The organism is Blautia acetigignens, from assembly GCF_025566865.1.
Taxonomy (GTDB): Bacteria; Bacillota; Clostridia; order Lachnospirales; family Lachnospiraceae; genus Blautia_A; species Blautia_A acetigignens.
The window spans coordinates 448563-469182 of the sequence record NZ_JAOQJM010000001.1; the positions used below are offsets into that span (position 1 = coordinate 448563).

At 47.8% G+C, this 20620-nt stretch carries 18 protein-coding genes and 1 pseudogene; 2 read left to right on the forward strand and 17 right to left on the reverse strand.

What is annotated here, in order from left to right; translation table 11 throughout:
- Positions 1–64: 64 nt before the first annotated feature.
- From OCV70_RS02065 to OCV70_RS02125, 13 genes are all read right to left on the reverse strand, one after another.
- Entirely contained in the window at positions 65–2590 is a 2526-nt protein-coding gene (locus OCV70_RS02065) for a glycyl radical protein (RefSeq protein ID WP_173765700.1), read from the reverse strand.
- Between the two features lie 363 nt (positions 2591–2953).
- Positions 2954–3082 (reverse strand): FeoB-associated Cys-rich membrane protein, encoded by a 129-nt coding sequence (locus OCV70_RS02070; RefSeq protein WP_021926397.1) that lies wholly within the window; start codon positions 3080–3082, stop codon positions 2954–2956.
- Positions 3083–3319: 237 nt separating this feature from the next.
- Positions 3320–4390 carry a PTS sugar transporter subunit IIC gene (locus tag OCV70_RS02075; RefSeq protein ID WP_021926398.1) on the reverse strand — a complete coding sequence of 357 codons (1071 nt, stop codon included), beginning with the start codon at positions 4388–4390 and terminating at the stop codon, positions 3320–3322.
- A gap of 28 nt (positions 4391–4418) precedes the next feature.
- Positions 4419–5402 carry a sensor histidine kinase gene (locus OCV70_RS02080; protein WP_173765698.1) on the reverse strand — a complete coding sequence of 328 codons (984 nt, stop codon included), beginning with the start codon at positions 5400–5402 and terminating at the stop codon, positions 4419–4421.
- Positions 5399–6067: a response regulator transcription factor gene (locus tag OCV70_RS02085; RefSeq protein ID WP_021926400.1), complete on the reverse strand. Its 669-nt coding sequence runs from the start codon at positions 6065–6067 to the stop codon at positions 5399–5401. Before OCV70_RS02085 ends, OCV70_RS02080 begins: the two co-directional genes overlap by 4 nt.
- Before the next feature lie 4 nt (positions 6068–6071).
- Positions 6072–7103 (reverse strand): M42 family metallopeptidase, encoded by a 1032-nt coding sequence (locus OCV70_RS02090; protein ID WP_021926401.1) that lies wholly within the window; start codon positions 7101–7103, stop codon positions 6072–6074.
- A 94-nt stretch (positions 7104–7197) separates the two neighbouring features.
- The gene (gene hflX, locus OCV70_RS02095) at positions 7198–8433 is read right to left on the reverse strand and encodes a GTPase HflX (RefSeq protein WP_173765695.1); all 1236 of its coding nucleotides are present in this window, start codon (positions 8431–8433) and stop codon (positions 7198–7200) included.
- 205 nt (positions 8434–8638) lie between these two features.
- Positions 8639–9724: a tetratricopeptide repeat protein gene (locus tag OCV70_RS02100; protein ID WP_244096190.1), complete on the reverse strand. Its 1086-nt coding sequence runs from the start codon at positions 9722–9724 to the stop codon at positions 8639–8641.
- A 2-nt stretch (positions 9725–9726) separates the two neighbouring features.
- Positions 9727–11073: a phosphoglucosamine mutase gene (gene glmM, locus OCV70_RS02105; RefSeq protein WP_021926404.1), complete on the reverse strand. Its 1347-nt coding sequence runs from the start codon at positions 11071–11073 to the stop codon at positions 9727–9729.
- Positions 11074–11095: 22 nt separating this feature from the next.
- A complete protein-coding gene (locus OCV70_RS02110; protein ID WP_021926405.1) occupies positions 11096–12010 on the reverse strand; it encodes a sugar phosphate nucleotidyltransferase in 915 nt (304 codons plus the stop codon).
- Positions 12011–12100: 90 nt separating this feature from the next.
- Positions 12101–13174 (reverse strand): peptide chain release factor 1, encoded by a 1074-nt coding sequence (prfA, locus tag OCV70_RS02115; protein WP_021926406.1) that lies wholly within the window; start codon positions 13172–13174, stop codon positions 12101–12103.
- Positions 13175–13200: 26 nt separating this feature from the next.
- On the reverse strand, positions 13201–14079 hold the full coding sequence (prmC, locus tag OCV70_RS02120; RefSeq protein WP_117851135.1) for a peptide chain release factor N(5)-glutamine methyltransferase: 879 nt from the start codon (positions 14077–14079) through the stop codon (positions 13201–13203).
- The gene (locus tag OCV70_RS02125; RefSeq protein ID WP_021926408.1) at positions 14076–15104 is read right to left on the reverse strand and encodes a DUF1385 domain-containing protein; all 1029 of its coding nucleotides are present in this window, start codon (positions 15102–15104) and stop codon (positions 14076–14078) included. The genes prmC and OCV70_RS02125 overlap by 4 nt, the downstream gene beginning before the upstream one ends.
- A 49-nt stretch (positions 15105–15153) precedes the next feature.
- Here OCV70_RS02125 and OCV70_RS19540 point away from each other — a divergent pair, with 49 nt between their 5' ends.
- Positions 15154–15252 carry a DUF6783 domain-containing protein gene (locus OCV70_RS19540; RefSeq protein WP_317259435.1) on the forward strand — a complete coding sequence of 33 codons (99 nt, stop codon included), beginning with the start codon at positions 15154–15156 and terminating at the stop codon, positions 15250–15252.
- On the opposite strand, the pseudogene OCV70_RS19545 reads toward OCV70_RS19540, so the two are convergent.
- A pseudogene (locus OCV70_RS19545) lies at positions 15214–15348 on the reverse strand (DUF6783 domain-containing protein); the annotation flags it as partial. The gene OCV70_RS19540 and the pseudogene OCV70_RS19545 sit on opposite strands and share 39 nt — an antisense overlap.
- On the opposite strand from OCV70_RS19545, the gene OCV70_RS19550 reads away from it, so the two are divergent.
- On the forward strand, positions 15283–15420 hold the full coding sequence (locus OCV70_RS19550; protein ID WP_416795296.1) for a hypothetical protein: 138 nt from the start codon (positions 15283–15285) through the stop codon (positions 15418–15420). The pseudogene OCV70_RS19545 and the gene OCV70_RS19550 overlap by 66 nt on opposite strands.
- Before the next feature lie 40 nt (positions 15421–15460).
- Here OCV70_RS19550 and rpmE read toward each other — a convergent pair whose 3' ends face one another.
- The 3 genes from rpmE to OCV70_RS02140 form a co-directional block, all read right to left on the reverse strand.
- The gene (rpmE, locus tag OCV70_RS02130; protein ID WP_117851138.1) at positions 15461–15664 is read right to left on the reverse strand and encodes a 50S ribosomal protein L31; all 204 of its coding nucleotides are present in this window, start codon (positions 15662–15664) and stop codon (positions 15461–15463) included.
- Positions 15665–15773: 109 nt separating this feature from the next.
- Positions 15774–17426, reverse strand: a complete 1653-nt coding sequence (rho, locus tag OCV70_RS02135; protein ID WP_262579103.1) for a transcription termination factor Rho — start codon at positions 17424–17426, stop codon at positions 15774–15776.
- A 543-nt stretch (positions 17427–17969) separates the two neighbouring features.
- On the reverse strand, positions 17970–20615 hold the full coding sequence (locus tag OCV70_RS02140; protein WP_262579105.1) for a C1 family peptidase: 2646 nt from the start codon (positions 20613–20615) through the stop codon (positions 17970–17972).
- Between the last annotated feature and the right edge of the window lie 5 nt (positions 20616–20620).

A 20620-nucleotide genomic window follows, 5' to 3' on the forward strand; every position in this document is an offset into this window, starting at 1 on the left:
TTATACGGAAGTGCCGACAGCCTTCTGTGAGAAAAGCCGCCAGCAGTTCCGTTTATATTTTCATTTAGAAGCCCTGCTCTGTTCTGCGGATGATATCATCCTGTAAGGACTTGGACAGTGTAGTAAACAGCGCACTGTAGCCGGCGACACGTACAACCAGATGCTTATAGTTCTCCGGATGTGCCTGTGCGTCAAGAAGTGTCTCTCTGCTTACAACGTTAAACTGCATATGCATTCCCTTCTGATCGAAGTAGGAACGGATCAGTGCAACAAATTTCTCAAGTCCCTCACGTCCTGACAGTGCTGACGGATGGAACTTCTGATTGAACAGAGTACCATTGGATACAATGAAGTGATCCAGTTTGGCAACAGAGCTTGCTGCTGCGGTCGGTCCGTTCACATCCTTGCCTGCTGATGGGGAAACACCGTCAGCAACCGGAGTGTGTGCATATCTGCCATCTGGTGTAGCACCAGTCTGTCCGCCCAGCGGTACATTTGCAGATACCGGATAAAGTCCGGCCTGGTACTGTCCGCCTCTTGGGTTCTTAAAGTTCTGTAACGGTCTTGTGTATGTGTAAGCCACGTCCCTTGCAAAGTAATCCACTTCCGGAAGATCATTTCCGAACTTGGGAACCTCAGCGATCATGTCGTGGATTTCCTGATATCTTGCCATCTTCTCAGGTGACATCTGGGCATTCATAACAGATTTCAGAACAGCTGATGCTGTGTCTGCATCTACCTTAGCACCGCTTTCTGTCATCTCTCTTAAGATACCGGTAGTGATATCTCTTACAGACTGCTCGTCCAGGCCCTTGCCATAATTCCATGCAAGAGCTTCCTTCAGCTCTTCCATTGTGAACTTCTTCTCCTGGTAAACCAGCTGGCGGATTGCATACAGGGAGTCTGCCATGTTGGCAATACCAAAGCCCTGAGGACCTGTAAAGTTATATACAGCGCCGCCTTCCTGAACGGTCTTTCCGCGTTTGATACAGTCATCGATCATACTGGAAAGGAATGGAAGCGGGCAGCGCTTTGCATGGGCAACGTCAATGGCGTTATCTGCATTTACAAGCAGGGAAATGCAGTATTCCATCTGCTTCTTATAAGCATCGTAAAACTCATCAAAGGTTTCCATCTTGGTAACATCGCCGGTAGGAATACCAACCATCTCACCCTGATCCATACCATTTGCAAATACAAGCTCCAGCGGACGGCACATATTAAAGAATGCTGCGTCATGCCAGCCTTCAGTCTTGCCGGCCTTCTGGGGCTCAACGCATCCGATGATATTGTACTCACGGGCATCTGCCAGGGAAAGTCCTCTGTTCTGCAGTGCCGGGATGATTACCTCGTCATTGTAATATGCCGGAAGTCCGATACCGGTTCTGGTCAGCTCTGCTGCCTTGATCAGAAGGTCGTGAGGGGAGCCGTTCCATACACGGATGGAAAGTGACGGTGCCGGAAGATGTACATGCATGGATGCCTCAATACACATGAAGGAAAGGTCATTGGTCATATCCTCGCCATCCTTGTTCTGACCGCCTACGATCAGGTTCTGGAAAAGGCTGTAGCCTGCGAATCCTTCTGCGGAAGCTGCATCACGAACCTTATTCAGGTCATTTAATTTCACCCAGATACAGTCGATCAGCTCCTGAGCTGCTGTTCTGGTGATCGCACCGCTCTCAATATCCTTCTTGTAGTAAGGATACATATACTGGTCAAAGCGTCCTGGAGAGATAGAATGTCCGCTGGACTCCATCTGAAGAAGCTGCTGTACGAACCAGAAGGACTGACATGCCTCCCAGAAATTAGTGGCTCCCTTGGCAGGAACCTTGCTGCAGTTGGATGCAATCACAAGAAGCTCTGCCTTACGCTGGGGATCTGTACATTTCTCAGCCATCTCAAGGGCAAGCTTCGCATATCTGTTGGCATAGTCTATTACAGCCTGGCAGCTCATGATCACGGCTTCCAGGAAACGGGAACGCTCTGCATAGTCTCCGTCGCCTACATTGCAGTGATCCAGCTCAGCCTGTGCTTTCGCCATAATGCCTTCGTAGCCGATCTCAAGAACTTCCCAGTATTTTACGGTAACATGTCCTACACCATTATAGAAATAGTTTCCTGGTGTAAAAATATTGTGGTCAATTGCGCGGATTGCTTCCGGTGCCATATAAGCGGTGGCAAGCTCACTGGTGGTCTTGCCTTTCCAGTACTTATGCACCTCGCGAAGATCTGCCTTGGCCTGCTCGGAAATATAGAACGGATCCGCGATTCTGGTCTCTACGGTATCCAGCTCATCTTCCAGCCACTGGAATGAAAATTCCGGGAAAGTCTGGCAGCCTCTTGGAGCAATGGAGTTGCTTCCCACGATCAGCTCTTCATCCCGGATGATGATCGGAATGTTATGTAAAATGTGGGAAAAAGCTTTGGCTCTTCTGGTGATGATCGGCTGGTCCTCGGTCTCTTTGTAAGACTCTGTGATCAGCTTGGCTCTGTAAGATTCGATCTCTGGCATCTTGGCATAGAGATGGTCTACCAGACGGGTAATTCTGGAGGATTTGGGAATCTCACTTAAATTGTATTTTTCCATGGTTCTCCTTTCTCATGGAAGTCCCGGGCTCTGCAAATCCATAAAGGATTCCAGAATCCAGCAACATAAATGTCCGCCATTCCATGACATAGTTTTCTATGCTCATTATACGTCATCCCTTTTGCGGTGTCAACATAATTCAACATTACTTTTGTTGTTTTGGTTGGAGTTTTCCTTTTGTTTTTGTGGTTTTTCGTTGTTTTCCTGTGAATCGGGCAAAAACATGGCATACAGGGTTCTTGGCATTACTGCTGTATTTCCCTTTATACGAAAGAACTGCTGTGCCTGATTTCTCCAGCACAACAGTTCTTTTGTTTCTGTGGCATATGTAAATGATTCAAACTCCAGTCTTAATTTCCGGCCTTAGTGGCATCCGCCGCAGCTTCCGCAATTGCCATTGCAGCCTTTTCCACTCTTCTTGTCCTTGCGAATGCTTCGGATGGCAAGACCTGCGATTACTACTACGATAGCACCTACAACTACTGTTCCCATACTCTGCTCCTTTCAGGTTCCCTGTAGATCAGTTGTCACAGTTTTCCTCAAAACCACTATGGGGTTCGCCTGCAAACTGAGACAATAGGTTCCTTCTGTTGTTAGTATATTCTAACGTGTATTAGATGTCAATATCTTTTTCTGCACTTTACAAGCAAATTACCGTCCACTTTGCCCGGCAACACGCTTTGTGATGCCAAAAAATGCATTTGCTGCGCAAGCTTAATTCCCGTCTTTTTACACATCCAGCTTCATCTGACCGTCCTTGATATATCCCATGTTGCGCATTCCTCGATAGATCACATAGGACAGCAGACCGGGAAGCAGGAAATGAAATACTATGATTTTCAAAATAACCAGCACAGGCTCCTCTGTCGCTGTCATGGTCTGGTAAGTCATGATCTGTCCAACCAGGCCGGAGGTTCCCATGCCGGAGCCAGTGGCATTGTTTGTCATATGGAACGGTCCGATAATAGCGATGGGACCTAAAATTGCAGACGCCAGTGTAGGCGGCAGCCAGATCAGCGGCCGTCTCATAATATTGGGGATCTGCAGCATGGAAGTTCCCACTCCCTGGGCAAAAAGTCCGCCCACACCGTTATCCTTAAAGCTTGTCACTGCAAATCCGATCATCTGGCAGCAGCATCCGATGGTTGCCGCGCCTGCTGCCACACCATTTAATCCCAGGATAATTCCAAGGGCAGCCGAACTGATGGGCAGCGTCAGCACCATTCCCATAACAACGGAAACAATAATTCCCATCAAAACAGGCTGCTGCTCAGTTCCCCAGTTTACCAGATTACCAAGCCAGGTCATAAATCTTGACACTCCAGGCCCCACTAAAATTCCAACTGTACCGCCGGACAAAATGGTAACCGCCGGAGTGATCAACAGATCCAGCTTTGTTTTCCCGGCAACCAGTCTTCCCACAGTAATTCCCACATAAGCTGCAACAAATGCACCAAGGGGCTCTCCAGGACCTGCTAATACCAGTGCCCCAGTGTCAGACAGCAAGGTTCCTGCAATCAGATTGGATGCATAGGCACCGATCATTCCCGCTGCTGCCGCGGACAACAGTACATACGTAGACTCCCGGAATTTGTACGCAACTCCAATACCGATTCCAGCTCCGGTAAGTCGCTGGGCAATCACCGCAAAGGTACTTAAATAAGCGCCATAGGTGCCGCCCATCAGATCGCCGATCTGCTTCAGAATGGTTCCGATGATCAGCGTAGAAAACAGGCCCAGGGCCATCCCGCTCAGACCATCGATAAAAATGTTGTTCAAGATTTTCTTAATTGCTTTCATACTCTCTCCTTATCCCCACACAACGTGCTTAATACAGATCCATCTTCTTCCTGCCAAGCTCCAGAAACACCCTGGTTCCTTTTCCCAGCTCGGACTCTATGCGGATTCCATGATCCAGTTTCTTCATGATCTTTCCGCTAAGATAAAGCCCGATTCCGGTTGAACGCCCCTCTTCCCGGCCATTGTATCCGGTAAAGCCTTTTTCAAAAACACGGGGCAGATCTTCCTGGCGGATTCCGATTCCCGTATCCTCAATCACCAGTGTATGGGACCTTGCTTTACTCATATAGATGGAGATTTTCCCTTTTTTCGTGTATTTCAATGCATTGGAAAGGATCTGGCCAATAACAAAGCCTAGCCACTTTTTATCCGTAAGCACCGTTTCTTCCACGCCCTCATAATCCAGGGACAGCTTTTTCCCAACAAAAATCCGGGCAAACTTGTGGATCTGATCCTTTATGATTTCATCCAGATTCACTTCTTCCAGGCAAAGATCCGAGGACAGATCCTGGGTACGAAGATATCCCAGAACCATCTCCACATACTGCTCGATCTTGAAAAGCTCATTCTGGATTTCCCCGGGATTTAGTTCTTCCTCCTGAAGCAGGAGCCTGGATGCCGCAATAGGGGTTTTGATCTGATGAACCCACATAGTGTAAAAATCCATCAGCTCTGTGCGAAGCGCACTGCTCTGGTTCCTGGCCTTGATTCTTTCCTCATCAAGCAGCCTGCAGATGTCCTGGTAAAGCGCCTCATTCTCATTCTCCGGCGCCTCCATGTGCTCCAGTGCAAGGGCGCCGTTGTCTTTTATATACAAAAGATTCTGCTGCTTTTTCCGGTATTTGCAATATCCCCAGATCAGGAATCCTGTCTCACAGATGATTACAAGAACCGCAATATAGCCCACAGGCTCCAGTGGAACATCATACAGGAAAAGCACTATCACCGCCATCAAAAGCATTGCTGCTGCCATCACCCAGCTCTGCCATCTGGTTTTCAGATATTCTCTCATACCATATACCCCAGGCCTTTTTTGGTTACAATGAAATCCCGGATTCCCAGGCTCTCCAGCTTTCTGCGGATTCTTGTGATGTTCACGGTAAGGGTATTGTCATCCACAAAGCTGTCGCTTTCCCACAGCTTGGTCATAATGGCATCTCTTGATACCACGCGTCCCTGATGTTCAAACAGAATCTGCAGGATTTTCAGTTCGTTCTTCGTCAGGTCTGCCTGCTGCCCATTGGCAGAAATGGTGCCGTTTCCAGGATTCAAAACTACGCCGTTATGTTCCAGAAGACTGCTGTTCTGTCCGAATGCGTAGGTGCGCCGAAGCACAGCCTGCACCTTGGCAGCCAGCACATCCAGGTCAAAGGGCTTGGCAATAAAATCATCTGCGCCACGGCTCATGGCCATAACCATATTCATGTTGTCTGCCGCTGAGGACAGGAACAAAACCGGAACCTGGGAAATCTTCCGGATCTCCTCGCACCAGTGAAAGCCGTTGTAAAAAGGCAGCTTCAGATCCAGAAGCACCAGCTGGGGATCCTTCTGCACAAATTCCTGGATCACATGTGCGAAATCCTCCACCTGAAAAACCTCATAGCCCCAGGACTGCAGATGACGCTTGACAATCTGCACGATGGTCTCGTCATCTTCCACTACTAAAATTTTATACATTTTTTTACCCTAAATATGCCTTCAGAAGCTTCAGCGTATTCTTCGCTCCATCCTTGTGTGATCTCTCATAACCATGAGAAGCATAAACACCAGGTCCGATCAGGCCGTGTTTCATATCGTATCCAGCCTTCAGAGCCGCGTCTACATCAGAACCATAATGCGGATACACATCCACTGCAAATGCAATGTCATTCTCCTGCGCAGCCTTAATAAGACCGGAAACTACCTGGTAGTCGTACGGTCCCATGCTGTCCTTCGCACAGATGGAAACCATCGTCTCATCGCATTCCAATCCTTTACCGACGCAGCCCATATCTACAGAGATCATCTCTGTTACTCCATCCGGGATTGCCGCACATCCGCCGTGTCCCACTTCCTCATAGGAAGTAATCAGAACATAGATGGTACGCTCAGTCTCTACTTTCTTCTCTTTCAGATATTTGGCATAGCCAAGAAGAATGGCTGTGCTGAATTTATCATCCAGGAAACGGCTCTTAATGTATCCGCTCTGGGTTACAACCGTTCTTGGGTCAAAGCAGACGAAATCTCCGGTCATGATTCCAAGCTTTTTCACATCTTCCTTTGTTTTCACCGGCTCGTCCAGGATGGCTTCCATGGTGTCATAGGTACGCTTGGTATCGCTGTACTCTCCGTTTACATGAACCGATGCGTTCTCCAGCTGGAAGGTTGCGTCGTATACCTTGCCGGATTTGGTGTAAACCTTGCAGTTCTCTGCCTCCGCATTGTTGGGGTTCATGCCGCCGATGTTGGTCAGCTTCAGACGTCCATTGTCCATGATCTGGCAAACCATACCGCCCAGGGTGTCCATGTGCGCAGCCAGAACTACTGCATTTTTGTCGTCCTTGCCGCCCAGCTTTACGAGAACTGCGCCTTTCTGTGTAATCTGCGGTTCATAACCAAGCTTTTCGAATTCTTTTTTCACAAACTCTGCTGCCATATGCGTGAAACCGCTTGGGCTTGGCACTGCAAGCAGATCCTGTGCTGTTTTCATAATGTAATCTGTGTATTTTCCCATGATTTTATCTCCTGTTTTTCAAATAATAAAACATTTTTTCTAAATTCTTCAACCTGTTTATGCAATTGTCAGCGGCACCTGACTGCCCCTTTCCTTACATAATTTTCCCATGAATCTCCTGAGGAACTCTCGCCTTCACCATAATTCCGCTGTCTGTATATTCCTCAGAAAGCAGCTGTCCATATTCCCGAATCAGCTGGATCTTGCCGGCTTCCTGATAGCCGAAAAGCTTTTCCACATAAATCTGCTCTTCAGAAAGGATTTTCTCCAGAAGTGCCTTCAGTTCGTCCAGGCCATCTCCTGTTTTCGCAGATACCTTCAAAGTGTGATCTGCCATGCTGTCACGCATGCGGATGGCCGCTCCCACATCTACTTTGTTAAACAGCGTAATGGTTTTCTTGCCCTGTACCTCCAGCTCATGCAGCGTATCATAAACCACTTCCATCTGCTGCTCCGCCTGCGGGTTGGAGCAGTCTACCACATGAATAATGTAGTCCGCATATTTCGCCTCTTCCAGAGTACTCTTAAATGCTTCCACCAGATTGTGGGGAAGCTTGCGGATAAATCCAACCGTATCTGTAAGAAGGATCTGCTGTCCATCATCCAGTGTCAGCGCTCTTGTAGTCGGGTCCAGGGTTGCAAACAGCTTGTCCTCGGAGAGCACCCCAGCCCCTGTAAGGGTATTTAAAAGGGTAGACTTCCCGGCGTTTGTATAGCCAACAATAGCAGCTGTCTTCATTTTGCCCCGGGTTCTTCCGGTGCGAAGAAGCTCCCTGTGCTTCTCTACCTGGGAAAGCTCTTCCTTCAAAGCAGTAATCCTTTTGCGGATCAGACGGCGGTCGCTTTCCAGCTTCTTCTCTCCGGGACCTCTGGTTCCAATTCCACCACCGAGCCTGGACAAAGAAGCGCCAAGACCAACCAACCTGGAAGCACGGTAACGGAGCTGGGCAAGCTCTACCTGGATCTTACCTTCGCTTGTGGTGGCATGCTTGGCAAAAATATCAAGAATCAAAAGGGTTCTGTCCATGACCTTGCATTCCAGCTCATGCTCCAGATTGTTCATCTGTGCAGGGGAAAGCTCATCATCGCAGATGATTCCCGTTGCGTCTGTGGCAAGCATCAGAGCGCGTACCTCCTCGATCTTGCCTTTTCCAATATAGGTTCCGGGATGCACGGTCTCACGGTTCTGGATGATCTTGCCAACGGTCACTGCGCCAGCTGTATCTGCCAGTTCTTCCAGCTCATCCAGGGATTCCTTCACATTGTCGTTCTCATCCAGCTGAACGCCCACCAGAATCACCCGCTCCTGTATCTCTTCAATATATTCCATAAATCCTCCTTTCGGACTTTTGTTTTCTATAAGGTAATGTTGCCTGCAGGCAGCATCTCTGTTTATCTGCTTGAGTATAGCACAAAATCTTTATTTGCAAAAGGACCGATAATCCTGTGTGAATTACCGATCCTTTTTTCTCGCAGTGCGGCGGCTTAAAACATATGAAAAACTCATTCCGTAATCTGCGCATTCTCTTCTGTGCTTATTCACCAGCTCCTGTCCTGGATTTCAGAAAGGCAAGCTCATGAGCCGCTTCCTCATCCTCCGGGTACATGCCTACATAAGACTGGGCTTTCTCCTGAGCAGTGGAAAAATCAAGCTTTTTCTCATAAACAACGATTTCATTAAACAGAAGGCTCTGCATTTCATCATCCGATGCAGCTGCAATACCGCTGTTAATGTTCTCAAGTGCAGAGTCGTAATTCCCTTCTGCTATATCGCATACAGCCAGGCCATTGTAACCGGAAGCTGCTGTTTTTGTGGAATTCTTCTCTGTATTGTCCTGCATCTTATTGATGTACTGCTGATACATGGCTCTTGCATTTACGTAATCCTGCTGCGCGCCGTAAACCATTCCAAGAAGGAGAACCGCCTCTGTGCTTCCCTTGCTGGATGCATTCGTCAGCTCTGTTTTGGCATTCCCGTAGTCCTCCATATAGTAATAGATCCTGCCGCGGGCACACATGTCATCTGTATCCTTGGCCTCTGAGGACAGGGCGGCTTCCAGATATCTGGTTCCGTCCGCTTCCATATCCTTTTCCAGATAGGTCTCATAAATCTGGATGGCGCGGTCATAGCTGGAATCCTCGCCATAGGCCTGCTCAAAATCAGAGGAAGCCTCATCATACCCATCCATGGCAAGCGCCACCTTGCCGCTCAGGAACCAGCAGTCTGCATCCATCTCATACTTCTGGGCCAGCGTCTGGCAGTCTGCCATAGCATCATCCAAAAGCCCTGCCTGCAGCCTTGCAGTAGCACGATACAGGTAAAGATCCTTCGCCATCGTTTTGCTGACCTTATCAGAACTAAGTGCACTGGTAAAAGCACTGATGGCGTCCTCGTAATTGCCAAGACGCATCTGGCAGATTCCAATTCCACGATAGGAAACGGCCAGACTGATCCCGTTATTTACAGACTGGGTAAATTCATCCAGGGCATACTCATAGCTTCCCTGCTCCAGATCCTTCACAGCTTCATTAAAAGTCTTCTGTTGTTCACTATCGCAGCCTGCCAGAAGGGTCATCCCCATGCAGGCTGCAAGCATCACTGCTGTTTTTCTGATTTTCATTCTCAACCAACGATCAGCCCTTCGGCTTCCATTACATCTACAACACTGTCTACATACTGATGGCAGAGTTCATCTGTCTCAGCCTCCACCATAACACGGATCAGCGGCTCTGTTCCGCTCTCACGAACCAGAATACGTCCGGAATCTCCAAGTGCTTTAGCAGCTGCTTCTACAGCCTCCACTACCTTCGGGTTCTCACGGGCAGTTTTCTTATCTGCTACACGCACATTGCGAAGTACCTGCGGATATACCTTCATCTCTTTTGCAAGGTCGCATAAGGTGGACTTCTTGTCTACGCATGCTTCCATTACCATCAGGGAAGTCAGGATACCGTCTCCGGTAGCTGCATAGCGGCTGAAAATAATATGTCCGGACTGCTCTCCGCCGATGCTGTAGTTGTTTGCAAGCATATTCTCGGCTACATACTTGTCACCTACTGCGGTCTGCTCGTAACGCATTCCTTCACGCTCCAGAGCCTTGTAAAGACCCATGTTGGACATAACAGTGGTAACGACTGTATTGCCGTTTAACTTGCCCTGCTCTTTTAAGTATTTGCCGCATACATACATGATCTTATCGCCGTCGATAATATTTCCGCGATGATCCACTGCGATACAGCGGTCAGCATCTCCATCATACGCAAATCCGATATCCAGTCCGTTATCGACTACATATTTCTGCAGAACCTCGATATGGGTGGAACCGCAGTTTGTGTTAATATTGGTTCCGTCCGGCTGGTTGTTGATCACATAGGTCTTCGCCTGAAGTGCCTCGAATACGCTCTTTGCAATGGCAGAAGAGCTTCCGTTTGCACAGTCAAGACCAACCTTTACGTTCTTGAAGTCACGGCTTGGAATGGAGATCAGGTATCCGATATAGCGGTTACGTCCGGAAGCAAAGTCGATGGTGCGTCCGATGTCTTCCTTGCGGGCAAGAGGAAGCTCCTCAATCTTGCCGTCAATATAAGCCTCGATACGCTCCTCAATCTCAGCCTCGATCTTCTGTCCGTTTCCGTTCAGAAGCTTGATTCCGTTATCATAGAATGGGTTATGGCTTGCAGAGATCATAATACCGCAGTCAAAATCTTCTGTACGAACTGCAAAGGATACACTTGGTGTGGTGGTTACATGAAGAAGATAAACATCTGCACCGGAAGCGGTAAGACCTGCAACCAGAGCGTACTCAAACATGTAGCTGCTTCTTCTGGTATCCTTGCCGATTACGATCTTGGCCTTATGGTCACGTCCGTAATACCATCCCACATAACGTCCTACCTTGAATGCATTGTCAACAGTCAGCTGAACATTTGCCTCTCCTCGAAATCCGTCTGTTCCAAAATATTTTCCCATAATTATTTATCCTCCTATGGCATTAATAAAGTCCGTTTGGATAAACTCCAGCTTCTGTAAGCTCTTTAAATGCCTTGATTACAACTTCTTTATCTTCCTGATATGTAACGCCGAACCAGGTGTCCTTTGTCTCAAGTACATCTACCTGTGCAGCGCCCTTCTGGATCAGCTCATCAATCATAACCGGAAGCAGATACTCTGCCTTGATATCTCCCGGCTTCACATTCTCAAGGAACTCTACGAATCCGTTATATAAAGTATCCATAAATGCCGGTGTCAGTCCCCACATATTCATGGAAACCAGCTCGTTCAGATCCAGCTTCTCTACTGGCTGTCCGTCCTCGCGGCTCTCAGCGCCGTCTGCAGTCTTAAAGATATTGTGAGTCTCTGTTACGCCTGTGAGCTTGCCGTCTGTAATATGGCAAAGACCTCTGGTAACGCTTCCATTGTCGCTCAGTGTATTGCCAAGGCGGAATCCAGCCATGCAGATATGAAGGATATCATCCTCTGGCTGATCTTGAACCAGATAATCATGAACCTTTACATAAGCTTCCTTGCCATAGTAATCGTCTGCATTGATAACTGCAAATGGCTCGGTCAGGAACTCTCTCGCACAGATGACTGCGTGTCCGGTTCCCCATGGTTTGGTTCTGTCTGCAGGCTTGGTGAAACCTTCTGGAAGCTTCTCCATCTCCTGATATGCATATGCTACTTCCGCAATCTTGGATACGCGGGCACCGATGGTGCTCTTAAATTCTTCCTCAAGATCCTTGCGGATGATAAATACGATTTTGTTAAATCCTGCTTCCAGTGCATCTCTGATGGAATAATCCATGATGATCTCACCGTTTGGTCCAACTGGTGCAAGCTGTTTAATTCCATTTCCAAAGCGGCTTCCAACTCCGGCAGCCATAATTACAAGGGCTGTTTTTTTCATAGGTGTACCCTCCCGTTTTAGTCCATGTTTTTTTATTTTAATATATGGTATCCGGAAACTTGTATTTACAAGGTTCCCGGTATACGCCTTTTACTGTTCCTGCAGATTGCTCAGCTTTGCAGCCTGGTCTGCTGCGATCAGACTGTCGATGATCTCATCCAGGTCACCGTTCAGAATATTATCCAGTCTGTGAAGGGTCAGCTTAATGCGGTGATCCGTCACACGTCCCTGCGGGAAATTGTAGGTTCTGATCTTCTCAGAACGGTCCCCTGTACCGATCTGGCTTCTTCTTGCCTCAGCCTCTGCATCGTGCTGCTTTGCAAGCTCCATCTCATACAGACGGGAACGAAGGACCTTCAGAGCCTTATCCTTATTTTTCAGCTGGGATTTCTCATCCTGACAGGAAATTACGATTCCGGTAGGAATATGGGTCAGTCGAACCGCAGAGTCTGTGGTGTTGACACACTGACCGCCGTTTCCGGATGCACGGAATACGTCAAACTTACAGTCATTCATATCCAGATGGAAATCAATTTCCTCTGCTTCCGGCATGATTGCAACTGTACAGGTGGAAGTATGGATTCTTCCGCCGGATTCTGTCTCCGGCACACGCTGTACACGGTGCACGCCGCTTTCGTATTTCAGTCTGGAATAAGCTCCGGCACCGTTGATCATAAAGGTAACTTCCTTAAATCCGCCGATTCCGTTCTCATTCAGACTCATCATTTCTGTTTTCCAGCGTCTGGATTCTGCGTATTTCACATACATTCTGTAAATCTCAGCCGCAAAAAGAGCAGCCTCATCTCCGCCTGCGCCTGCACGGATCTCCACGATAACGTTCTTGTTATCGTTAGGGTCCTTCGGCAGAAGCAGGATCTTCAGCTCATGCTCCAGCTCTTCCACACGCTTCTTGGCGTCTGAAAGCTCTTCCTTGAGCATCTCACGCATTTCCTCATCCTTCTCCTCTTCCAGCATGGAAAGACTGTCCTGAATGGTTTCTTTATTTTTCTTATATTCCTTATAGGTATCCACAATTGGCTGCAGGTCGCTCTGTTCTTTCATCAGCTTCTGGAAACGATCCGGGTTCGCTGTTACATCCGGCTCACCAAGCTCGTTCAGAACTTCCTCGAAACGTATGAGCAAATCATCCAACTTGTCAAACATGGTTTTCCTCCTGTTATTTCTTTCTTTTATCTATGGGGTTTCTGTCCGATCACTACCCGGTCCAGTCCTGCCAGATCCTGGATCACCTGCACCTGGCGAAAACCGGCTTTCTCAAGCAGCTTCGACACATCCTCCCCCTGGTCGTATCCGATTTCAAACAGCATCCAGCCATTTTCTTTCACATAGGCACTACCCTCCGATACGATCCTCCGGTAAAAATACAATCCATCCTCATGGCCGTCCAGCGCAATTCTGGGATCGTGTCCCTTCACTTCTTCCATAAGATCCTCGATCACTGCACTTCTGATATAAGGGGGATTCGAAATAAGAATATCATATACTGGCAGTGCTTTACCAGTAGTTTCTGCAAAAAAAGGTGATAAAAACAAGTCACTTTCCACAAATTCCGCCCGATCTGCCACATTCAGCCCTTTTGCGTTCTGTTTCGCCACCTTAAGGGCGAGAGGGGAAATGTCAGCGCCTGTTCCGGATGCCCCCTCTTTCATGGCAAGAAGACTTAATAAAATACAGCCTGATCCGGTGCACATGTCAAGGATCCGCGGTTTCTCCTGATTCTCCAGAATCTCCAGTGCTTTCTCCACCAGCGTCTCTGTGTCCTGTCTTGGAACCAGCACATTCTCATCCACATAAAATTCAAAGCCCATGAAATACGCCTGATGGGTGATGTGCTGCAAAGGAATGTGACCGGCTCTTAAGACGATCAGCTTTCTGTACTCTTCCGCCTTCTCTTCCTCTACCGCTTTCTTCGGGTCAGCAAAATAAAGAGCGCGGCTTACGCCTGTCACATACTCCAAAAGAAGCCAAGCGTCTAACCTGGCTTCCTGGATTTTCTTTTCTTCCAGAACTTTCGTTCCTTCTTTTAATAATGCTTCCAGGGATGTCATTTGGCAGCACCTGCTTCAGATGCATGCTCCTGACTCTCCCCTTCTGGATTCTCATTCTCATATGGAATGTCCAGACCAAATTCTTCTTTTAAGTATGCTCTCCAGTCAAACACGGCTTCTACTGCCTTGATGGCAACCTCTGCCATATCAGCTGTAGGCTCCTTGGTGGTAAATTTCTGCATTGCCATTCCCGGCTTGCTCATCATAAGGGCAAACTTGCTGTCCGTTCTTCCAGCCCACTGGATGATCTCAAAGGAGATTCCGGATACGATGGGCACCATGAGCAGACGTCCGAAAAGGCGCAGCCAGTAGGATGGCACCAGCACGAAGATAAAGTGCAGGAAAATACTTACCAGCATAACCAGGAAAAGGAAGCTGGTACCGCAGCGTCTGTGAAATCTGGAGCTCTCCAGCACATTCTCTACGGTAAGGGGCTTGCCGTTCTCCACGCAGTTGATGCATTTGTGCTCTGCGCCGTGATACATGAAGGTTCTCTGAATATCCTTCATTCTGGAGATCAGAAGCATGTATCCCATAAACAGTGCCAGCTTCACAAAAGCTTCTACAATGGTAACGATAACTTCAGATGCCCCAACCTTGCGGCAAAGGCTTGCCAGCACATAGGGAAGCAGCATAAATGCCGCAATGGAAATGACAATGGAAATGGCAACGGTCACATACAGCAGTGCCTTGAATGCCTTGTCCTCTTTTTTCTTCTTGGCTTCTAATTCTTCAGCGGAGAGGGAGGCATTTTTCTTAGCTTCCTCCTCGTCTTCCTCATCTCCTGCGATCTCTGCGGAGTACATCAGGCACTTGGTACCTGTTACCAGGGAATCCACAAAGCTTACCATTCCGCGGATAATGGGCTTTCTCCAGATCTTGGCCTTGCCGAAAATACATTTGTAGTCTTCTACTTTCAGCTCAATTTCATTGTCAGGACGGCGGACTGCAATGGAGTACTTGTCCTTATGACGCATCATAATTCCTTCCATAACAGCCTGTCCACCGATATTTGATGGTTTCATTTTATCCTCCTGTAAATCGGACATGTCGCCTGCCGGCGACATCACCATAATGAAAGTGTGTTTGAAAAATGCTTTCTGCAAGATGTGCGTCACAATTTGTGGGAGATTTTGTCCGGATGAGGGCGCCGTAGCGGGCTACGGCAACTGAATTCGGGCAAAATATACCGCAAAGTGGGGCGTGCAGATTGCGGGAATGATTTTTCAAACACGCTCTAGCCCATCCGATATCCAAGAATTCGCTCATGAGAAGCATGGCTCATTCTTGGCTGCCGTCTGGGACTTTCATAGTAAATCGGCAGTAACAAAGAAAGGTTGAGATTTCCCAACCTCAACCTTCTCATTCAGTAATATTCAAATTATTTATTCAGGCCGTATTTCTCATTGAACTTATTGATACGTCCGCGAGCCTGAGTAGCTTTCTGCTGTCCTGTATAGAACGGATGACATTTGGAGCAGATTTCTACGTGGATGTCCTGCTTGGTAGAACCTGTTACAAAAGTATTACCGCAGTTGCAGGTTACAGTTGCCTGATAGTAATTCGGATGGATTCCTTCTCTCATGATTTTCACCTCTCTATATTTATTCTATTTTATTTGCGTTGAATCTGACGAATTCACACTTTACACAGCCTACTGATTATAGCATGCTGTTATGAGAAATGCAAGTTATTTATAAAAATTTCTGTTTTTTTACAGTTTGCACAAATTCTGCGTTGTTTCGAGTACGGGCAAACATGTTCAGGATCTGTTCTACCGCATCCTCAGACTTCATTCCGTTAAGGGCTTTTCGCATAATGTACACAGCTTCCTGCTCATCTTTGCTCAGAAGAAGGTCCTCACGTCTGGTTCCGGATTTCTGGATGTCGATTGCCGGGAATACACGCTTTTCCTGAAGCTTGCGGTCAAGAACAAGCTCCATATTGCCGGTTCCCTTGAATTCCTCGTAGATCACATCATCCATCTTGCTTCCGGTGTCAACCAGTGCAGTAGCAAGAATGGTAAGGCTTCCTCCCTCACGCATGTTGCGGGCTGCACCGAAGAAACGCTTCGGCATATGAAGTGCTCCCGGGTCAAGACCTCCGGAAAGAGTTCTTCCGCTTGGAGGAACGACCAGGTTATAGGCTCTTGCCAGTCTGGTGATGGAATCCAGAAGGATCACAACATCCTGCTTATGTTCTACAAGGCGGCGTGCACGCTCCACAACCATCTCAGATACACGCTTATGATGCTCCGGAAGCTCATCAAATGTAGAATAGATAACCTCTACATTCGGTCCCTGTATTGCTTCCTTGATATCAGTAACCTCCTCCGGACGCTCGTCAATGAGAAGAATGATCAGATGCATGTCCTTGTTATTCTTCAAAATGGACTTGGCAATGTCTTTGAGAAGGGTGGTCTTACCTGCCTTAGGCGGGGAAACGATCATGCCTCGCTGTCCCTTTCCGATAGGACTGATCAGATCTACAACACGCATGGCTGTGGTTCCGCCAGGACGTTCCATGATCAGACGCTCATCCGGGAAAATGGGGGTCATGTTCTCGAAATTGTATCTCTTCTGACCTTCGCTTGGATGGAAACCATTGATGGATGTCACATACAAAAGGGCACTGAATTTCTCACCCTGGGTCTTGATCCTGATATTTCCCTGGATAATATCTCCGGTCTTCAGATTAAATCTCCGGATCTGGGACGGGGAAACATAAATGTCATTCTCACCTGGAAGATAGTTCTCGCTTCTGATGAAGCCGAAGCCATCCGGCATAACTTCCAGAATACCGTTGGCACGCTCACCGCTGTCCAGCTGGACGGTCTCTGCAGGAACGTGATAAGTATTGCTTACATGCTCAGCATGTCCTTCGGCATTCTCGCGAATCTGCTCTGGTTCCTCACTTTTGGTCTCTGCAGGAGGAACAACTTCTACAGGGCGAATGACCGGCTCCTGCCTTGCAGGGCTGTCCTGTCTGGCGTTGCTGTAGCCATTCTGACGTCCTGTATTCTCACCTCTTGCTGCATAGCTGCCGCGAAATTCCGGATTTCTTCTTACAATGGTCCGGGTTCTTGCGGGCTCTTCCTTTTTCACAGGGGCTGCTTCCGGCTCTCTTCTTACAGGTGTACCTGCAGGAGCGTCCTGTACCATATCGGAAGCTTCTTTTTTCACCTCTTCCGGCTTCGCTGCTTCTTTCTCAGCAGCTTCTTTTTTGTCTTCTTCCAGCATACGCTCAATTAATTCAGGCTTTCTCATAGTAGAAATGCCCTTCAGTCCTCTGGCTTTCGCAAGCGCTTTCAGCTCCACCAGGGGTAACGATTCGTATTTTTCTCTCATCAACCATCTACCTCTTCGACTCATTATCATTCTAAATTACATTTCATTTTCTACGGGATACAAATGTCTGATAGGACAGAAATTTTATGTTGAACAAAAAAATGAATATTTAATCTAATATTGCTTATCATAGCACATTATCGGCACTCTGTCCATATCAATTGCAAATGAATGCCTTTGCCCTATATTATACACACCAGAACTTTTTGATTGCAAGACTTATTTGTCGACACATATCTGACGTCATCGACACCGGCATCCGAAAAGTCGCCCCCACCCGTGAAACGGGTGGCTCGTAGGACGGCTATAAGCCTTTAATGCTAGGCCAGCGTCTCAAGGCGCTGGATTTCGCTTTGCTCCAGCCACATTGCTCTTGACTCGTCGCCGCCCTTAAAAGGGCATTTGTACTACTTCGCCTTAACCCTTAAAAGGGTCCTAATATTCTTTTACGCTAAGTTTATCCTGCATAATACACGATGCGTAGACATTTTGAACAGGCTAAAGCCGTATGTTAAAAAGGAAGCTCCTGTAAGGAGCTTCCTTCTACCTCGTTCTGCGAACCTGGAAAGAAACTTTGTATTTGCTCTTCACCACGCCTTTTGGTTCTTTCACATAGGCGCATATATAATATTGGTATTTCCTGCCTTTTGTCACCTTGGTATCCGTCCAGGATGCAGTTCTTCCTTTTTTGATGGTTGCTGCCAGCTTATAGCTGCCGTTTCCCACTTTTCGATAAATATAATACCCATCACATTTTTTCTGTGCTTTCCATTTCAGAAGCAAACCTTTCTTTGCATTGGAAATGGAAGTGATGGTTTGTCTGGCCGGTGCGGATTTGTATTTTCCGCTGGACCTGTAACTGCTTGTCACCCTTTTGCCATTCACATTCCGATAGGCTCGCACCGTGTATTCATACACTGTATTGGCACTGATCTTTTTATCCTGATATGTGATTGTGGAGGACTTCGTAATAGTGGCAATTCTCGTCCATTTTCCAGAAGCTGTTTTCCGGTAAACCAGGTAGCCGGAAGCTCCTGCAATCTTCTTCCAGCTTACCGTGTTGGAAAGATCAGAAGAAACCTTCACGGAAACAGAGGGTCTGGATAACGCTGTTTTCACAGATACAGCAGAACTGTAGGCAGAATATTTAGCAGTCCCAGACACCACGCTGTAAGCCCGGATCCGATAGGTACAGGTAATTCCCGGATTCACCTTTGTATCCGTCCAAGAACTTTCCTTCCAGGATACAGTCTTCACTCTCCTGTAGCTTCCGCCCTCTTCCTTTCGGTATACCTGATAGCCGGAAACACCGGAAACCTTTTCCCAGGTCAGGGCAATTTGATTATATGCCTTTGCTTTCGCCGCAAACGAAGCAGGCTTTCCTACTGCGACAGCACTGTCCAGCGTTCTGGTATGAGCCTTGATTCTTGCGCAGGCACTGGGACTGGTCTTGGAAAAATCACTCCAGCCATTGTCTTCATGATAACAGAAGCTCTGATTTGCTTTCAGGTCTGCAGCAAATTCCACCCAGCTATAGGAATTGTTGGTTTCGCACAGGTATTCCACAGCACCGGAACCAATGTTGGTAACCACTACGGAATACAAAGTTCCGCTGATCAGATTCACTTCCGGAACCTGCACCGTCGAAATCCCCGCATGCTCCTGATAAAAAGTCACTGGCGTACTGTACGCAGGCGTTCCGCTTACCGGGTTGCTCTGATCCTTCAGATTGGTGTAGACCTGAATGCTGTAGGAGCCGCCATCTGTATAAGTAGACAGAACCACTTCTCCCAGAGCTTCCCCTTTGCCTTTTCCTGCCTTTGCCTGAAAAACATTGGAAACAGAGGAAATGCCGCCACTTCCTGACGGGTAAAGCTTCAGTTTGCTCAAAGCGCAGGAACCGTCATAAAAATAATTGTTTCTGTATTTTGGATTTGTGACTGCTTCTGCTGCTACGATATTATAATTGCATTTATTTTCGTAAGAAATATAGAAATATCCCTTATCGCCCCATTGCTCTCCCCAACTGTTCCGCACAATCCAGGCTCCGTCTGAAGTCACATTGCAGCTGGAATTAAAATTCTCCTTTGCAAAGTTATCATCCCAGCCCACCAGGGTTACCGCATGGTTCACGCCTGCATTTCCAGAATAGCTGTACGCATACGTCTTCGGGTTGTAGCAGCTGTCATACATGCCAATGGACATGGAAACAGATCCGTATTCCGAAATCAGGTTTTTGATCTTTGCCACAGAGTAGGAGGAAAATGCGGCATTTTCCAGGTATGCAGTGGTTTTGTATGCCATACCGGAAGATGGAACCGCATCGGAATCCAGGGTGTGGTCCGCATTTGTCTCATAAGGCACCTGGGATTCCAGTGCCATACCGCTCCAGGAGCTAAGGAAAATTGCTGCTAACGTCTGGTTGCCGCCATCCCGGTAGGAATGCAGAACTTTGTTCCTGTCATTCGGGGTATTTCCAAGAGGATCGTTCTGTCTGTTGGCAAAGAAATAGGCAAGATGCTCCTCGGAAAGATCAAACAATCCTGCTCCAGCCCGCAGGAAAGAGATTTCCAGGTTGGCTGCCAGAGTGTATGACCAGCACATGTTGGATGGCTTCTGGTTACGGACAGGAAGGGCCAGGCTTCCTCTCGGGTCATATTTCGCCGGATAGGAAGTGGCTCTTGCTCCGCCTACGCTGGCAGTGTCACTGTCATCCCCTTCCGGTGGATCTACATAGCTGATGGGCGCAAGCTCCCGGATAGGCGCAAGCTGGGCTTCGATTTCTTCTGCCGTAAGCGTCCCCTCTTCTTCCCCATCTGTCCCGGTTTCTTCCTCTGCAGTCTCACTGTCTAAAAAGCCGGTGTCTGTATCCAGGCTTCCAAAGCCGTCCAGTACCTCCGTTTTTCCATCAGAAAATGCTGCCTGATCGGAAGACTGCTGTGCTGCATCACTTTCAGGTTTCTCATCTGCTTCATTTCCCAAATCCTCGGCGGATGAAGAACTATCTTCACCTGTTTCGGTTGTTTCAACAGAGGAATTCGTTATCTCATTTTCTTCCCAGGAGTTCCCTTCCTGTGCGTTCTCACTTGCCCATGCTGCCTCTCCATCTGAAAACCCTTCCGCTGCAACGGGAATTCCCGACATTGCCATGGACACCGTCAGGATCAGACATAATACACTTTTTTTCATTCCAT

What these genes read in the sequence shown, in the direction of transcription:
- OCV70_RS19540 (WP_317259435.1), top strand. Translation starts at nt 15,154, where the DNA reads ATGAAAGTGTGTTTGAAAAATGCTTTCTGCAAGATGTGCGTCACAATT.
- prmC (WP_117851135.1), bottom strand. Translation starts at nt 14,079, where the DNA reads ATGACATCCCTGGAAGCATTATTAAAAGAAGGAACGAAAGTTCTGGAA.
- OCV70_RS02100 (WP_244096190.1), bottom strand. Translation starts at nt 9,724, where the DNA reads ATGAAAATCAGAAAAACAGCAGTGATGCTTGCAGCCTGCATGGGGATG.
- rpmE (WP_117851138.1), bottom strand. Translation starts at nt 15,664, where the DNA reads ATGAGAGAAGGAATCCATCCGAATTACTATCAGGCAACTGTAACCTGC.
- rho (WP_262579103.1), bottom strand. Translation starts at nt 17,426, where the DNA reads ATGAGAGAAAAATACGAATCGTTACCCCTGGTGGAGCTGAAAGCGCTT.
- OCV70_RS02110 (WP_021926405.1), bottom strand. Translation starts at nt 12,010, where the DNA reads ATGAAAAAAACAGCCCTTGTAATTATGGCTGCCGGAGTTGGAAGCCGC.
- OCV70_RS02075 (WP_021926398.1), bottom strand. Translation starts at nt 4,390, where the DNA reads ATGAAAGCAATTAAGAAAATCTTGAACAACATTTTTATCGATGGTCTG.
- OCV70_RS02125 (WP_021926408.1), bottom strand. Translation starts at nt 15,104, where the DNA reads ATGAAACCATCAAATATCGGTGGACAGGCTGTTATGGAAGGAATTATG.
- OCV70_RS02140 (WP_262579105.1), bottom strand. Translation starts at nt 20,615, where the DNA reads ATGAAAAAAAGTGTATTATGTCTGATCCTGACGGTGTCCATGGCAATG.
- hflX (WP_173765695.1), bottom strand. Translation starts at nt 8,433, where the DNA reads ATGGAATATATTGAAGAGATACAGGAGCGGGTGATTCTGGTGGGCGTT.
- OCV70_RS02070 (WP_021926397.1), bottom strand. Translation starts at nt 3,082, where the DNA reads ATGGGAACAGTAGTTGTAGGTGCTATCGTAGTAGTAATCGCAGGTCTT.
- OCV70_RS02090 (WP_021926401.1), bottom strand. Translation starts at nt 7,103, where the DNA reads ATGGGAAAATACACAGATTACATTATGAAAACAGCACAGGATCTGCTT.
- OCV70_RS02080 (WP_173765698.1), bottom strand. Translation starts at nt 5,402, where the DNA reads ATGAGAGAATATCTGAAAACCAGATGGCAGAGCTGGGTGATGGCAGCA.
- prfA (WP_021926406.1), bottom strand. Translation starts at nt 13,174, where the DNA reads ATGTTTGACAAGTTGGATGATTTGCTCATACGTTTCGAGGAAGTTCTG.
- glmM (WP_021926404.1), bottom strand. Translation starts at nt 11,073, where the DNA reads ATGGGAAAATATTTTGGAACAGACGGATTTCGAGGAGAGGCAAATGTT.
- OCV70_RS02085 (WP_021926400.1), bottom strand. Translation starts at nt 6,067, where the DNA reads ATGTATAAAATTTTAGTAGTGGAAGATGACGAGACCATCGTGCAGATT.
- OCV70_RS02065 (WP_173765700.1), bottom strand. Translation starts at nt 2,590, where the DNA reads ATGGAAAAATACAATTTAAGTGAGATTCCCAAATCCTCCAGAATTACC.